At 69.5% G+C, this 13210-nt stretch carries 15 protein-coding genes; 6 read left to right on the forward strand and 9 right to left on the reverse strand.

From position 1 onward, the window contains the following. Window positions 1–29: 29 nt before the first annotated feature. Window positions 30–602 carry a cupin domain-containing protein gene (locus JKG67_RS13205; protein WP_203337784.1) on the reverse strand — a complete coding sequence of 191 codons (573 nt, stop codon included), beginning with the start codon at window positions 600–602 and terminating at the stop codon, window positions 30–32. Continuing rightward, window positions 599–1000, reverse strand: coding sequence for a hypothetical protein (locus JKG67_RS13210; RefSeq protein WP_203337785.1), 402 nt, complete (start codon window positions 998–1000; stop codon window positions 599–601). Before JKG67_RS13210 ends, JKG67_RS13205 begins: the two co-directional genes overlap by 4 nt. Before the next feature lie 97 nt (window positions 1001–1097). On the opposite strand from JKG67_RS13210, the gene JKG67_RS13215 reads away from it, so the two are divergent. From JKG67_RS13215 to JKG67_RS13225, 3 genes are all read left to right on the forward strand, one after another. Further along, window positions 1098–1733 carry a TetR/AcrR family transcriptional regulator gene (locus JKG67_RS13215; RefSeq protein ID WP_203337786.1) on the forward strand — a complete coding sequence of 212 codons (636 nt, stop codon included), beginning with the start codon at window positions 1098–1100 and terminating at the stop codon, window positions 1731–1733. 197 nt (window positions 1734–1930) lie between these two features. Further along, window positions 1931–2443, forward strand: a complete 513-nt coding sequence (locus tag JKG67_RS13220; protein WP_203337787.1) for a TlpA family protein disulfide reductase — start codon at window positions 1931–1933, stop codon at window positions 2441–2443. Continuing rightward, window positions 2443–3300 carry a cytochrome c biogenesis CcdA family protein gene (locus tag JKG67_RS13225; protein ID WP_238998438.1) on the forward strand — a complete coding sequence of 286 codons (858 nt, stop codon included), beginning with the start codon at window positions 2443–2445 and terminating at the stop codon, window positions 3298–3300. The genes JKG67_RS13220 and JKG67_RS13225 overlap by 1 nt, the downstream gene beginning before the upstream one ends. On the opposite strand, the gene JKG67_RS13230 is transcribed toward JKG67_RS13225, so the two are convergent. The 4 genes from JKG67_RS13230 to JKG67_RS13245 all read right to left on the reverse strand — a co-directional run bounded on the left by JKG67_RS13230 (window position 3267) and on the right by JKG67_RS13245 (window position 7713). Continuing rightward, a complete protein-coding gene (locus tag JKG67_RS13230; RefSeq protein ID WP_203337788.1) occupies window positions 3267–4145 on the reverse strand; it encodes an alpha/beta hydrolase in 879 nt (292 codons plus the stop codon). The genes JKG67_RS13225 and JKG67_RS13230 overlap by 34 nt on opposite strands. Window positions 4146–4570: 425 nt before the next feature. Then, the gene (locus JKG67_RS18555) at window positions 4571–6103 is read right to left on the reverse strand and encodes an HNH endonuclease signature motif containing protein (protein WP_238998396.1); all 1533 of its coding nucleotides are present in this window, start codon (window positions 6101–6103) and stop codon (window positions 4571–4573) included. Window positions 6104–6287: 184 nt separating this feature from the next. Next, window positions 6288–7304 carry an alpha/beta hydrolase gene (locus JKG67_RS13240; RefSeq protein ID WP_203337789.1) on the reverse strand — a complete coding sequence of 339 codons (1017 nt, stop codon included), beginning with the start codon at window positions 7302–7304 and terminating at the stop codon, window positions 6288–6290. 118 nt (window positions 7305–7422) lie between these two features. Further along, a complete protein-coding gene (locus JKG67_RS13245) occupies window positions 7423–7713 on the reverse strand; it encodes a chorismate mutase (RefSeq protein ID WP_203337790.1) in 291 nt (96 codons plus the stop codon). An 18-nt stretch (window positions 7714–7731) separates the two neighbouring features. Here JKG67_RS13245 and JKG67_RS13250 point away from each other — a divergent pair, with 18 nt between their 5' ends. After that, entirely contained in the window at window positions 7732–8262 is a 531-nt protein-coding gene (locus JKG67_RS13250) for a hypothetical protein (RefSeq protein WP_203337791.1), read from the forward strand. Window positions 8263–8266: 4 nt separating this feature from the next. On the opposite strand, the gene JKG67_RS13255 is transcribed toward JKG67_RS13250, so the two are convergent. The 3 genes from JKG67_RS13255 to JKG67_RS13265 form a co-directional block, all read right to left on the reverse strand. Next, entirely contained in the window at window positions 8267–10561 is a 2295-nt protein-coding gene (locus tag JKG67_RS13255) for an MMPL family transporter (RefSeq protein WP_203337792.1), read from the reverse strand. Window positions 10562–10583: 22 nt separating this feature from the next. Further along, a complete protein-coding gene (locus JKG67_RS13260) occupies window positions 10584–11207 on the reverse strand; it encodes a TetR/AcrR family transcriptional regulator (protein ID WP_203337793.1) in 624 nt (207 codons plus the stop codon). A 111-nt stretch (window positions 11208–11318) separates the two neighbouring features. After that, window positions 11319–11777, reverse strand: coding sequence for a hypothetical protein (locus JKG67_RS13265; RefSeq protein ID WP_203337794.1), 459 nt, complete (start codon window positions 11775–11777; stop codon window positions 11319–11321). A 72-nt stretch (window positions 11778–11849) separates the two neighbouring features. On the opposite strand from JKG67_RS13265, the gene JKG67_RS13270 reads away from it, so the two are divergent. Together JKG67_RS13270 and JKG67_RS13275 are read left to right on the forward strand one after the other, a co-directional pair. Further along, window positions 11850–12434 (forward strand): nitroreductase family protein, encoded by a 585-nt coding sequence (locus JKG67_RS13270; protein ID WP_203337795.1) that lies wholly within the window; start codon window positions 11850–11852, stop codon window positions 12432–12434. A 25-nt stretch (window positions 12435–12459) separates the two neighbouring features. Continuing rightward, window positions 12460–13122: a hypothetical protein gene (locus JKG67_RS13275; protein WP_203337796.1), complete on the forward strand. Its 663-nt coding sequence runs from the start codon at window positions 12460–12462 to the stop codon at window positions 13120–13122. Window positions 13123–13210: the final 88 nt, after the last annotated feature.

Consider the following 13210-nt stretch of genomic DNA (forward strand, 5'->3'; position numbering starts at 1 on the left):
CCCACTCGGCGGAACCGGCCGCGTGGCCGTCAGGGAGATCGCTCTCCCGGAGCGGGGTGCTCGCGGTCGTAGTGCTTGAGTGCCTCCTCGCAGGCTCGTCTTCCGAACGGGGCCATCGCGCCCATGAGGAGGCGCCACAGCGGCCGCGGCAGGGGCGGCTGGTAGTAGTCGTTCCGCACCGCCAGGCTGGCCATCAGTGCGGGCTCGGACGGCCGACCGCCGGGGGGCGGCAGTCGGCCGTCCCGCTGCAGTCCGGCCAGCGCGCGCATGATGCGCTCGAAGTCCATTGGTGGCACCACGGTGACTTTCACCTTCGCCAGTTCGTCACCGGGGTTGGTGAAGGTATGCAGTCGGCCGGGCGCGACGACCACCGGCACGCCGGGCTCCAGTGGCCGTCGGCTTCCGTCCAGCAACAACTCAACCGCGCCGCTGACGAGTTCGAATGTCTCCTCCGGCCTGTGGGCGTGCGGGGCGGGCCCGCCGCCCGGCTGCACCTCGACCTCGACCACAACCCTGGAGCCGCCGGACTCTGCTGATGTTTCCACGAACATGAGCGCCTCGCCCTGTGCCGGGTTCTCGACCCTCCGCCAGTCCTCAGTCATCCGCGTACTCCTTCCTTGTCCTGTGTCTCATTTCGTAGCGCCAACCCCGCCGCCAACGCCCGCAGGGCGCCGAGTACAGGGCCGAAGGGCAGCGCGAACCCGATCCAGTACGCCAGTTCGAAGGGCAGCAGTGCGAACGAGAGCCACCAGCCCACGCGCGGCCGGATCCACAGCACGATGCCGAGCACGACCTCGGCGGCGCAGACGACGACGAAGCCCACGAGGAGGGGGACGGTGGTTGGGACGCCGACATCCAGGAATGGGCCATCGCCGTACGTGGGGAACCCCAAGAACATCCAGACCGAGCCGGACTCCGCGAACCGGAGGGTGCCGATCACACCGGGGATGCCAAAGCCGAGTCCGAGCAGGAGCGATAGCCCGCCCGCGACCTTGTTCACGTCTCGGCGTCCTGTCCGGCCCCGGTCTGCATGACTCCTCCTGCGCCGTTACTAGTGACAGTCACTAGTAACCGTCACTGGTAGTCTCGGCCTCGTTATGACCCCTGTCAAGAGTTCCCCGCTGACGCGTCGGCAGAAGGCGGCCGCGACCCGTGAGCGGATGCTGCAGGCGGCCATCGAGGTGTTCGCGGAGCGCGGGTACGTCGGTGCCCGGATGGCCGACATCGCGACCCGCGCCGGCGTGGCTGTCCAGACGCTGTACTTCACGTTCCACACCAAGCCGGAGCTGCTGCAGGCGTGCTACGACTACGCCGTGCTCGGCCCCGACCGGCTGCCACCGCCCGAGCAGCCGTTCTTTGCTGCGACCCTGACCGCTCGGTCGGGTCGCTCCTCCCTCCGAGCATTCGTGGCTGGGAACGCCGAGATCCTGGCGCGGGTGGCCACCACCGACGAGGTGGCCAAGGCAGCACTGCATGAGCCTGAGGTCGCGTCCGTCGTCGAACGCAGCGAGGACCTTCGTCGCCTGGGCTACGGGCAGGTCGTCGCCACGCTGGCGGAGCGCTTCTCCCTGAGGTCGGGCCTGGACGCGGAGACGGCGACCGACCTACTGCTCATGTACGCGGGCAGTGCCACCTACCTGACCCTGACTCGATACGGCTGGAGTCGAGAGCGCTATGAGGCTTGGCTCACCGACACCCTGGCCCGGCAGTTGCTGGCGCGGCCGGGTAGGTAGGCCTTGCGGGCGCCGCGATGGAGGCGCGCGAGTGGATGCTGCGGATGTTCACGTACCAACAGGACCGCCGCGACCACCGGGGAGCGACTGCTGCGCTTCTCGATCGCTCCGCGTTGGCGGAAGTTGCCGGCGGTCATCGCCTCGGCGTTGCGAGGTTGACCAAGCGGCGTTTCGGGACGCCGGGCAGGATGGGGTACATGCCCAGAGTCCTCGCCCTGCTTCTCGTCGGCGCCCTTCTGATCGGGTGCGGGACCGGCAGCGTCCAGAGCAACGGAGACGCGCAGGCCCCCGGGTCCGGAGATGCGCAGGCGCCGGCGACGGTCCTCGACTTCACCGGCGCCACGCTGGCCGGAGAGGAGTTCTCGGGCGCTTCGCTGGCGGGCAGTCCAGCGGTGCTGTGGTTCTGGGCGCCCTGGTGTCCGACCTGTCGGGCACAGATCCCCAATCTGACCTCGTTGGCAGCCGAGTACGGCGACCGGGTCAGTTTCGTGGGCGTGGGCGGGCTGGCCTCGGAGGATGACATCACCCAGCTGGCCGGGAGCATCGACCACCTGGTGCACCTGATCGACCTGGACGGCGACGTGTGGCGGCACTTCGGCGTGACCGCCCAGTCGACCTATGAGGTGATCGACGCCGACGGCCGGATCGTCTCCTCGGGCTTCCTCACCGACGCAGACCTGAACACACTGGTCGCCGACCTGGCCCCGTGATGCCGGACGGGATGGCGCTGGCCGTCGGCGCCGGCCTACTGGCTGCGGTGAACCCGTGCGGGTTCGCCCTGTTGCCGGCGTACCTGTCGCTCTTCGTGGTCGGGGACCAGCCAAGCCGCCTGGTGGCGGTTGCTCGGGCGATGCGGGCCACCGCCGCGTTGACCGTGGGTTTCAGCGGCGTGTTCCTGCTGTTCGGCCTGGCGATAGCTCCGGTGGCGTCGTGGGTGCAGGGCTATCTGCCTGCGTTCACGGTGGTGCTCGGGCTGGTGGTGGCGGCTGCGGGAGCCTGGGTGCTGGCCGGTCGACGGCTGCCCGCCTTCACTCTGGGTGGGCGTGGTGGCTCCGGTGTCCCGACGCGGTTCTGGCCGATGGCCGGGTTCGGTGCGTCGTACGCGATCGCCTCGCTGGGCTGCACCATTGCGCCATTCCTGGCGGTGGTGGTCACCGCCTTCCGGGCAGGCTCGACGGTGGATGGGGTCACCCTGTTCCTCGGGTACGCGGCCGGGATGGGTGTGGTGGTCGGCGCGGCGAGCCTTGCGGTGGCGCTGGCCCGTACCGGGACCCTCACCAGGATCCGGGCCGCGGGAGCCTGGCTGCCCAGGCTGGGCGGAGCAGTCCTGCTGGTCGCCGGAGGGTATGTGGCGTGGTACGGCGGGTGGGAACTGCGGGTGCTGTACGCCGGTGCCGGGCGTGACCCGGTGATCGCTGCGGGTGAGCAGGTGCAGCACTGGCTGGCCGGACTGGTCTCGGGGGTCGGCGCGGGTGGCTTCGTGGTGGTCGTGCTGGTGCTCGCGGTCGGGGGCGTGGCGTTGGGGTGGCGGCGTCAGCGTGCCCAGCGGTCCAGGAACCTCAGGTAGTCGGCGACGGCGCGCTCGAACCACTCGCCGGTGTAGATGTCGAAGTGGCCGATCGGGTAGCGCTGGATCCGCACCTTGGGTGCCTTCGTGAGCAGCCTTTCGGTGGCTCGGGCCGGTGCGACGGTGTCGGTCTCGCAGAGTGCGACCAGCATCGGGCAGTGAACCTTCTTGGCGAGTCGCCCGGGGCGGTTGGTCATGATCTGCAGGCCCACTCGCGCGGCCACCTCGTTGCGGAAGTCGAGCCCGTCGGGCACCAGACCGAGGTAGCCCGGGATCACGTCGGGGGCGTTCATCAGCGCGGCGGTGCGCGGGTTCCCGGCGAGTGGCAGCATCACCGGGCTCTTGCCGGTCAGTCGACGGAGCTGGTCGTGCAGGACCCGCCCCATCATCCGGGGCACTGTCCGGGGAGCCACGGTGAAGGCCGAAGCGATGCCGTCGGTGAACGGGCATTGGGCGATCACGGACTTCACTCGCGGGTCTGCGGCTGCCGTGGCGATCACGTGGCCGCCGCCGAAGGAGGTGCCGAAGATCGACACCCGGTCGGGGTCGACCCCCGGCAGGCTTCGGGTGAACTCGAGGGCGGCTTTCCAGTCCTCGCGCTGTCGGCCGATGTCGAGCAGTTGCCGTGGTTCCCCACCGCTCTCCCCGAAGTGGCGATAGTCGAAGACGACACAGACGAAGCCGGCGGCGGCGAACCGCTCGGCGTAGGCGGCCAGCCCCATCTCCTTGACTGCGCCCAGCCCATGACCGAGCACGATGGCCGGCGCGGGGCTGGTCGCCTGGTCCGGCCGGAACACCCAGCCGGCACACTCAGTCTCGCCGGACGGGAAGCGGATGATCTCCATCGGACCCCTCTCTCGATGATGCCGCCGCCAACCTAACCCGGGTCCGGCCCAGGCCGAGCCCCCCACGCCGCCCTTGTTCGGTGGTCGAGTGCCGCCTGCGTTCGGTGGTCGAGCGTCGTCCCTGTTCGGTGGTCGGGCGTCGCGTCGTTTCGGTGGTCGAGTGCCGCCGAGGTACGAGGCGGTGTATCGAGGCCACGCCCCCGAGGTCGTCCGGGGTCTCGATACGCTCGCTGGCGCTCGCTACTCGACCGCCGAACCACCGCCCTGTTCGGTGGTCGACCGCCGAACCACACCACCCTGTTCGGTGGTCGAGTGCCGTGCCTGTTCGGTGGTCGAGTGCCGCCGAGGAACGAGGCGGTGTATCGAGGCCACCCCCCGGCCACCCCGGACAGGCCGGTGGCCCCGCAACCGGTGGGGTTGCGGGGTCAGGGGCGGGGTGTATCTCGTGGTGGGTCGGGCGTCGCGTCGTTTCGGTGGTCGAGTGCCGCCGAGGAACGAGGCGATGTATCGAGGCCACCACCCCCACCGACGGGACTGGTGCCGTCGGGTCCACGGTGATAGGTCCGGCCTTGGGGGCTGGTCCACAGGTACTCACCAGGGATCAGCATCGTGTAGGTCCACCCCAGATGGGTCTTCGCTCGGTGGTGGGTACGACACAACGGCGCCAGGTTCGTGGAGTCGGTCCGGCCACCGCCACCGTCGTCGCGCCAGGGTTCGACATGGTCCAGATCGCTGGTCCTGGCCGGCCGGTGGCAGTGCGGGAACACACACGTCGGGTTGTTCCCGACCACCTGCTCCCGCAACCTGCCCGAGGGCTGATACCCCGTCGACATCAACGTCTCGTGAAGATCCAGGACGGGTTGGACGGTGACCTGGGCTCCGGCGCACCATTCGGTGAGCTGCTCGAACGTCACCAACCGGTCCCGCTGCCCCAACAGGGTCTCGACCCGGGCGATCCCGTCCCCGTACCCCTGAACCGCGTCCGCGGACAGATGCACATGCAACACCACCCGCCGGGTGGGTGGCCTCGATACATCGGCTCGTCCCTCGCCGACACTCGACCACCGACCCTCCGCTCCATCACCCGGCGGTGTCTCGAGACCCCCACCCTCCGCTCCGTCGCCCGGTGGTCGAGTGCCGCCGAACGTGTGAGGCGGTGTATCGAGGCCACCCCCGTCACTGTCCCCGCGGTTGTCGAGGGTGAGGGTGAGTTGGGTGCGGGCCAGCTCGCCGAGGGCTTTGGCGCGGCGTACGTTCAGCGTCTCGGTCGACCCGAGGGTCTTGTAGGACGCCGCCAACAGCGTCAACGCTTCCTGGAGATCGATCGCATCAGCGGCGTCGATGACCCCATTTACGCGGGCGTGGCAGACCTGCCCATCGATCAGATCATCAAGATCGATATCGACCCGGCGACCCTCGAGGCCGTCGAGGCGGCGTTGTTCGGCCTCCTCGGGGTCGAACCGGGTCAGTGCCTCGTTCAGGATCCGATCCAACGCGGTGGGCCCGATCCTGCCCGCGGCCGGGGCGACCTGACCGTCGACCCACGCCGCCCCGGCCTGGGGGAGCTTCATCGTCTGGGACGCGATCCGACGTGCCGCCCAGCCGGGGACCTCACCAGCACGGACCCGGGTCCAGGTCTTCCGGAGCCGATGCGCCAGTTCCAGACACTCACCCAGATACCGCTTCGCCGACTCGGTCGATCGGCCGAGGGCGGCGGCGTACTCGATGACCGCGGATTCTGACACCTGAGGGGCACCCTCACCCGCCAACGCGCAGGACCGGTCCCCGAACCAGAACCCGGCTGCGTCGGTGTCAGTGGTCGGGGTGTTGATCCCGCAGTACTTCACCGCCGCCACCATCTGGTCGACCTCAGCCCGCTGCTCCACCACCCGGCGAGCGCGCACGAAGTCCAACACCTCACCCGAGGTGTCGAGATCTTCGAGCTGCTCCGCCTTCATGAGAACAAGCCAACCAGCAGCCTCCGACATTTCCGGACGCGCCGGACACGTTCCCTTTCGGCGGTCGAGTAGTGAGCGCCAGCGAGCGTATCGAGACCCCGGACGACTAGGGGGTGGCCTCGATACACCGCCTCGTTCCTCGGCGGCACTCGACCACCGAACGGGGGGCTGGTCGAGGGGGTGGCTAGCCGACGGAGCTGCTGCGGGTGCCGATCCGGGCGCTGCCTGGCACGTGCCGGTCCAGGAAGGACATCACCTCGGAGACGGCGTGCGTCGCCTCGGGGACCAGGCCGGCCGCGGCCTGGAAGACGTGTACCTGCTTGTCCCAGACCTGCAGCTCGACGTCCACGCCGGCCGCAGCGAGGGCGGCCGTCATCCGGGCGGCGTCGTCGTACAACGACTCGGTGGCGCTGCACTGGATGAGGGTCGGCGGCAGACCGGCCAGTTCACCCGCGGACGGTGAGTGCATGCCGGGCCCGCGTCCGCCGTCACGGCGGTGGGCGGTGGCGATCAGGGTGGCGAACGCGCGGAAGGCGCGCTGGTTGAACAGCGTGCAGCCCGAGGGCGACATGTTCCGGCGCAGCGGGTCGAGCTCGATGAGTGGGCTCATCGCGGTGATCGCCCCCGGCACCGGAAGCCCTTCGCGGCGGGCAGCCAGGGTGACCATGAAGGTGAGGTAGCCGCCAGCCGAGTCACCCATCAATGCGATGTCGGCCGGGTCGTGACCCTCGTCGAGAGCGTGACGGTAGGCAGCCAACCCGTCGGCGATCGAGGAGGTCACCGGGTGGTTCGGCAGTTTGCGGAAGCGGGGAACGATCACGCTCGCGCCGGACTGCTGGGCGATCCTGGAGATCATGTGCCGGTGCATGTGTCGCCCTCCGACCAGGAAGGCGCCGCCCTGGAAGTAGACGATCACCCGTCCCCGGTCGTGGCTGCTGTTGCGGACCACGTGACCGGGGCAGTCAGGAAGATCGATATCGGTGATCTCGGTGCCGTGCACCCGGGGCAGCAGTCGACCCACCTGGTCGGCGAGCTCATAGGGCCACGGCAGGAACGGGGTGTGTGACCACGCCTGGATCACCGGGCGGGCGCTGACCCGCAGGCCCAACTGCACCGCTCTGCTCTGCAGGGTGCCGCCCGGGTGGTGAATGGCGCGTCCCACCGACACATCGGGGACCGAACGGAGTCTGACGACGGACATCTGACACCTCCCAGGAGCTGTGACCTTGATCACTCAACGTGTGGGCATGCCAAGTGTGACGCGTCCCGGGCAAGAAAGTTGAGATTTGGAGCAGAAAGCCTCTGGTGGCGTCGCCAGGTCAGCGCTCTTCGAGGATCCGTTCGTGGTGGTGGATCACCTCGGCGATGATGAAGTTGAGGAACTTCTCGGCGAAGACCGGGTCCAGACCGGCGTCCTCGGCCAGGGCCCGGAGCCGCTTGATCTGGCGTTCTTCGCGGGCCGGGTCGGCGGCCGGCAGCTTCTGGGCCGCCTTGAGTGCGCCGACCTGCTGGGTGCACTTGAAACGCTCCGCGAGCAGGTGCACCAGCGCGGCGTCGATGTTGTCGATGCTGCCGCGCAGCCGGGCCAACTCGTCGGGGACTTCACTCACGCCGGTCAGAATAGGCGAGTGGATGCGATCATCAGCAGGCCCGGGGGCCGAATCGTCGTACTCGTGCTGGCGTTCTCGCTGCTCCTCGGCTGTGGCCAGGCGCCGGCACCGACCCGGGTCGCCGACGATGGCACCGCGATCACCCAGGGTGACGTCGACTTCGTCACCGAACTGCTCCAGCACGACGCTGAGGGTCTGGTGCTGATCGACGCGCTCGACGCGGCACGGTCCGAGGAGCCACTCGATGCCGGCGATCACGACCTCGTCGAGGCGACCAGGGCCGAGCTGGCCGGCTCGGTGGAGATGCTTGTGGACCAGTTGTCGGCCTGGGGCGAGGCGATCCCGGCGACTGCTCGCGACCACGTCCACGGCGGTCACGGCGACGAGGATGAGCCTGCGCCGACCGTCGCCCCCGACGTCGCGGAGTTCCGGCAACTCCTGGTGGACCACCACCGCGCGGCCGTCGAGCTGACCCACCGCCACGAACTGGCGGCTACGACGCACCTCGCCGAGGAGGTACGACGCCACCGCCAGCCGTGGTTGGAGTGAGAACTCAGACGAGCACGGGCTCCCGGGTCTCGGCGGCGACCGGGGCCGGGCGCTCCAGGCTGGCGCCCTCGATGTCGACGTTCGGGAGCAGCCGGTCGAGCCAGGCGGGCAACCACCAGGCGCGCTCGCCGAGCAGGTACATCACCGCCGGGATCAGGGCCATCCGGACCACGAAGGCGTCGAAGATGATCGCCGCCGCCAGCGCGAAGCCCATCGACCGCACCACCGGCTCGTCGATCAGCATGAACGCCGCGAACACCGAGGCCATGATCACTGCGGCCGCGGTCACCACCCGGGCACTGTTGCGGAACCCGTCCACCACCGCCTCGCGGGGGGTCATCCCGTGCACGTACGCCTCGCGGATCCGGGACACCAGGAAGACCTGGTAGTCCATCGCCAGTCCGAAGACCACGCCGATCAGGAAGATCGGCATGAAGCTGACGATCGGCTGCCCCTCCATCAGGCCGAAGGCGCCGTTGGAGAAGACCGCCACCGTGGCGCCGAGCGTGGCCAGCACCGAGAGCAGGAAGCCGAGGGTCGCGGTCAGCGGCACCAGGATCGAGCGGAAGACGATCATCAGCAGCACGAAGGCCAACCCGATCACCACCGCCAGATAGACCGGTAGTGCATCCGCCAGACGCTCGGAGACGTCCACGGTGATCGCGGTGAGGCCGGTGACGCCCACTTCGGTGCCGGTGTCCGTCTCGATCCCGGCCTGGCCACCTCGCAGCGACGCCAGCAGGTCCTCGGTGGCCACCTGATCCGGGCCGGTGCTCGGGGTGAGCAGGATCTGGGCCCCGCTCCCGTCCTCGTTCATCGCCACGATCTGGACGTTGCTGACGTTGTCCCGGTCCGCGGCCCAGGCGATCACCTCGCCGTACGCCTCCGGTCGCGACTCGTCGGCGACATCGCCGGCATCGACCACCAGGAGCATCGGCGCCTCGCGCCCCGGTCCGAAGGCGTCGGCGACCAGGTCGGAGGCCTGCCGCTGGGTGGTCTCCACCGGCGCGGTGGCGTCGGTCGGGAAGGCCAGGTGCAGGCCCTTCAGTGGCACCGCCAGGGCGACCAGGGCGAAGGTGGCGATCAGCAGCACCGCCACCGGCGCCCGGCCGACGAAGCGGGCCCAGCGGACCCCGTTGTTCAGCACCCGTCCGTGCTCGATCCGCGGCCGATACCGGCGGACCACGCCACCGAACGCCTTGGACTTGGTCATGCCCAGCACGGCAGGTATCAGCGTCAGCGCCACCAGCACCGCGACCAGCACGGTGGCCGCGGCAGCCAGACCCATCGCGGTCAGGAACGGGATGCGGACCACCGACAGTGCGGCCAGCGCGATCAACACGGTGAGACCGGCGAAGACCACCGCGGAGCCGGCGGTGCCGACGGCGACACCGACGGCCTCGGCACGGTCGTCATGGTGCGGCAGTTCGGCGCGGTAGCGGGCCAGGATGAACAGCGCGTAGTCGATGCCGACCGCGAGGCCGAGCATGGTGGCCAGCATCGGCGTGGTGGAGCCGATGTCCATCAGTGCGGTCATCGCGGTGATTCCGGCCAGTCCCAGGCCGACGCCGAAGACGGCGGTCAGGATCGGCATCCCGGCCGCGACCAGCGATCCGAAGGTGAGCACCAACACGCCCAGGGCGACGGCGATGCCGATGAGTTCGGCGGTGAGGCCGATGTCCTCCATCGAGGCCATCCCGTTGCCGTTGGCGGCCACCGCGAGTCCGGTCCGGTCCGCGGTCTCGTCGAGTACGTCGATCAGCGCGGCGCGGGTCTCGGAGTCGACCTCCATCACGCTGGCCACATCGAAGGTGAAGGAGAGCAGGCCGACCCGGCCGTCCTCGCTCAACGGCGACAGGGCGGCGGCGTTGGCCTCGGCCACGTCGGTGGGGGTGCCGGCCTCTTCGGCCGCCTCCAGCAGTTGGGCGGTGAGGCCGGCTGCGGCGAGTACCGGGTCGACGAGGCCCGTCTCGGCAGGCATCTGCGGAACCTGGCCGAGGTCGTCGATCAGCCGCGCGATCTCGTCCTCGTAGGCGGAGAGCTTCTCGCCTTCGGGGGCGGCGACGACGACGGTGACGCCGGCATGATCGAACGCGTCCGGGACCTGCCCGAACAGCTCCTCCTGCAGCTCGCCGGCCCGCTCGGAGGGGATCCCCGGGATCGAGAACGAGTCCGACATCGGCTTGCTGAAGGTGGCGGCGACCGCACCCACGCTGATCGCGACGATCAGCCAGCCGACGAGGACCAGGGGCCACCGCAGATAGGCGGTGCGGCCGAGGCGGTAGAGCAGGCGGGCCATGGGAACTCCTGAAGGTGAAGGGTCAGTGGCTGGGGTCGGCGAAGAGCGCCCTGGTGCGCTGCACCAGATCGGCGTACTCCTCGGCCAGCGGGCGGCTGTCGGGGTGGGCGAGGAAGTTGTCCAGGGCGAGGTCGAACAGTGCCCCGAGGAGCCGGATCACGATCTCGGCGCGGGTGGGGTCGAAGGCGTCCCCTTCGCGGATCCGGATCTCCTCCACGTAGTGGCCGATGACGGCGCGGAAGTTCTCGTACGACGCGCCGAGGAGCCGTGGGTCGCTGTTGATCACCTGGCGGGCGCGAGCGATCTCAGCCCGGCTGAAGTCGCCCGCGAAGACCAGTGCCTCGGCCAGTCCGGCGACGTCGGCGACCAGGTCACCGCTCGGCCCGCCGGCGCGGAAGGTCGCGATCAGATCCGCGGGGGCTTCCGGGGTGGCGCCGAGCACGGCTTCGACCTTGCCGCCGAAGTAGTTGAAGAGGGTCCGCCGGGAGACGCCGACCTCGACGGCCAGATCGTCCATCGTGAACCCGTCGAGCCCGTGGGCGAGGGTCAGCTCCTGGGCGCAGGCCGCGATCTTCAGCATCGTTGCCCGGCGCTTCGCCTCGCGTCCGGTGGAAGGCACCCACCGGGAAACTGCACTCTCGTCCACGCGGTGCATTCTTGCACTACAAGCCCCAAAGTGCAGAATTGTGAACTGGATCACATGCTTCCGCGGGTGGCGGACGGGATCAGTCGTAGGTGAGATCCGACTGCGTCGGTCTCAGGGGCCTGGTGTCCAGCCGATGTCCTCGCAGACGAGGCGTGCTGCGGCGAGCATGGCGACCCGATCGTCGGCATCCGGGTTGCGGAAGTTGCCGTTCGGGTCGACCGGGGCGAGCTCCCGCCACACCTCGTCCAACTCGGGGACGCCGCGCTCACCGCTGATAACCATGTTGAAGGGGAGGGCGAAGTCGCCCCATACAACGGTGTCCGGATCCTGTGCGTCCTCGCAGAGGAGGTCCATGAACTCCTGGTTCGCCTCGTCCAGGTCGGCGTACCGAGACCCGGCCTCGGCCTCGTCGGCCTCGCCGTCGGGCGCCGGGGTGTCCTCGGGCAACGGAGTGGGCGCGATGGTCTCGTCGCTCGGGTCGATTGCCCCGTCGTCACCGCAGCCCGCTGCCGCTCCCAGCAGCACGGCCACCGCCAGTGCACCTCGAATTCGCAGTCCGATAGTGGTCATGATCCGCCTCCTCGGCCCCGCACCTCAAACTCTAGTCCACGGCGCTGTTCCCGGGGGTGTTTGAATCGGGGGGTGAGTGACCTGCATCCGCTGTTGGCCCACCGATGGAGCCCCAGCATCCTCGACCCCGAGCACACCCTGGACCGCGCCGACCTCGAGACCCTGCTCACCGCGGCCCGCTGGGCGCCGAGCTCGGGCAACTCCCAGCCCTGGTCCTTCCTGGTCACCGTGCGCGGCGGCCCCGGACACCAGGCGCTGCTGGGCACGCTCACGCGCGGGAACCGGGCCTGGGTGCCGCAGGCGTCAGCGGTGCTGCTGGGGATCGCCCAGACGGCACCGGACCCCGACAATCCGGAGCAGTGGCAGCAGATCGGTCTCCATGCCGAGTATGCGTTGGGGTTGTCGGTGGCCCAGTTGACGGTGCAGGCGACGAGCATGGGTCTGGTGGTGCACCAGTTCGCGGGCTTCGACCGGGCAGCAGCCGCCACGGAGTTCGCGGTGCCCGCTCACCATCGGCCGGTGATCGGAGTGGCCATCGGCCGACACGGCCCGGTCGAGGACGCGGACCCCGCCCTGCGACAGAAGGAGGCGCGCCCCCGGGTGCGCAAGCCGATGGAGGAGTTCGTCTTCTCGGGATCCTGGGGTACGCCGTGGTGAACGGCGCCGGCTCGAGGCGTCACCGATGATCCGGGCGGCCGGTTGGCGGCTGCTCGGTGTCGGACTGCTGTTGCTGGTGATCAACCTGCCGCTCGGTCACGCATGGTGGGTCGAACGTCGTCTGGACCGGGAGGGGGTGGACGTCGTGGCCACCGTCACCCAGGCCCGGGAGGTGCCGCCGACGGGCCGCCTCTTCATCGAGTACGCACTGCCCGGCGACTTCCTGGCCGATGGCGAGCCGCGCCTGTGGGTGGCCGAGGTGGATGAGCGCACCTTCGAGGTGGCCCGCGACTCCGAGATGGTCCGGGTGACGGTGCTCCCCGGCGATCGGACGGTGCACCGGGTGGTCGGCCGGGTGGTTCAGCGGTTCGGCCTGTGGATCACCGTCGCCGCCGACGTGATGCTGGTCGGCGTACTCGTGCTGTGGTGGTTCGCCCGCCGCCGGCTGGCCTGGCAGCAGGTGCGCATCGTGGCGGTCTGTGACGTGCAGCCTTCCAGCGGGGAGCCGAGCTTCGTCGAGGGCCAGGACGGCTTCTGGTTGGCCCAGGGGACGGTGCTGGATCGTGACGAGGAGAGGGTGGTGCTCGACGTGGGCGAGACTCGGCGAGTGGTTGTCGAACTGGGCCCGTTTGTCAACCAAGTGCCCATCGACCGCCCCGCTCGGGCCCTTGGTCGGCGACCTCAGTGACCTCAGTCACTTTACATGAGGCAAGGTCTTGTCAAATCACTCGACAGATGTAACCCTACTGTAAAGCACGCGTGTCCGGCGATGGTCG

This window comes from Nocardioides limicola (genome assembly GCF_016827675.1).
Classification (GTDB): domain Bacteria; phylum Actinomycetota; class Actinomycetes; order Propionibacteriales; family Nocardioidaceae; genus Nocardioides; species Nocardioides limicola.

Coding starts and splice junctions, on each gene's coding strand:
- JKG67_RS13265 (WP_203337794.1), bottom strand. CDS start 11,777: ATGACCACTATCGGACTGCGAATTCGAGGTGCACTGGCGGTGGCCGTG.
- JKG67_RS13275 (WP_203337796.1), top strand. CDS start 12,460: ATGATCCGGGCGGCCGGTTGGCGGCTGCTCGGTGTCGGACTGCTGTTG.
- JKG67_RS18555 (WP_238998396.1), bottom strand. CDS start 6,103: ATGAAGGCGGAGCAGCTCGAAGATCTCGACACCTCGGGTGAGGTGTTG.
- JKG67_RS13225 (WP_238998438.1), top strand. CDS start 2,443: ATGCCGGACGGGATGGCGCTGGCCGTCGGCGCCGGCCTACTGGCTGCG.
- JKG67_RS13215 (WP_203337786.1), top strand. CDS start 1,098: ATGACCCCTGTCAAGAGTTCCCCGCTGACGCGTCGGCAGAAGGCGGCC.
- JKG67_RS13240 (WP_203337789.1), bottom strand. CDS start 7,304: ATGTCCGTCGTCAGACTCCGTTCGGTCCCCGATGTGTCGGTGGGACGC.
- JKG67_RS13205 (WP_203337784.1), bottom strand. CDS start 602: ATGACTGAGGACTGGCGGAGGGTCGAGAACCCGGCACAGGGCGAGGCG.
- JKG67_RS13255 (WP_203337792.1), bottom strand. CDS start 10,561: ATGGCCCGCCTGCTCTACCGCCTCGGCCGCACCGCCTATCTGCGGTGG.
- JKG67_RS13230 (WP_203337788.1), bottom strand. CDS start 4,145: ATGGAGATCATCCGCTTCCCGTCCGGCGAGACTGAGTGTGCCGGCTGG.
- JKG67_RS13220 (WP_203337787.1), top strand. CDS start 1,931: ATGCCCAGAGTCCTCGCCCTGCTTCTCGTCGGCGCCCTTCTGATCGGG.